The sequence below is a fragment of the Lewinella sp. IMCC34183 genome (genome assembly GCF_003390915.1).
Classification (GTDB): Bacteria; Bacteroidota; Bacteroidia; order Chitinophagales; family Saprospiraceae; genus Neolewinella.
Genome location: NZ_QMEM01000031.1, coordinates 1 through 876, shown reverse-complemented (window position 1 = coordinate 876; position 876 = coordinate 1). Strand labels below are relative to the sequence as shown.

1 protein-coding gene is annotated in these 876 nt (G+C 42.0%); it reads left to right on the top strand.

Features of this window, described 5'->3' with window-relative positions:
- Positions 1–142: 142 nt before the first annotated feature.
- Complete coding sequence (locus DQG19_RS20655; RefSeq protein ID WP_116128477.1) at positions 143–580, top strand: SMI1/KNR4 family protein; 438 nt, start codon at positions 143–145, stop codon at positions 578–580.
- Positions 581–876 lie beyond the last annotated feature (296 nt).

The window sequence follows — 876 nt, the reverse complement described above, 5'->3', positions numbered from 1 at the left end:
CGTTGGCTGACATCCACGCCCGCAAAACACATATAGACGAGGTAATTTACCGCGCAATGAACTAAATAATCTGCACGCAAGACGACCTCAAGTTTAGTCTCTGACACGCGTCAGTAGAGTTGAACCTAATATAAAACAGAATATGCAACTCGAGCACTTTATAGAGCATCTGGATAAAATTCGTCAATCTCAAAGGGGGTTTGACTATAAGCTAGGTGAAGGTGTGCAACTAGGTGATTTTGTTGACGTAGAAGAAAGTTTGAACATCAGGATTCCTGATCAAATCAAGAGCTTTTATTTGATTGCAAATGGCTTGAAAACTATACATCCTGACTTTAAATTGATTGAAATTGACTTATGGGAAGTTGATTTGGGGCTGATACATTTTGCAACTTTTGACAAATCGATTAAGGTGAATTTTAATACTAAAGAACTTAATGAAGCAGGAGAATGGACAGTTCTAACTGATGCAACTAACTATGAAGTCACATTGACAATTAGTAGCTTCTGGTCAAATAAAATCTGGCACTGGATTAAGCACAATAGACCTATTTGGGCAGATCGATGGTGGATTGACTGATTGAGCTTTAGGACAGTCATGTGCAATCATAACGTCCATCTACTCCTAAGCCAGAAACAACCATCAAAAGTTCAACCTAATCAAAGGAGAAAGATCGGGGAGAAACTGATGCAATTATTCGCTAGAGCAGCCTGCAGCAACTTATGCAAAAATTAGGACGTCAGCCAACATTGCGGCCACGTCCAGGCCTAAGCTGGAGGTTAGGGGCCTGTTGGTGGGTTTCGAAAGGGTATCTTACGGAAACTAGCAGATCTTATCCTGATCGATTCCGGCCCGGCGTGGCCGCACCCGTTGGC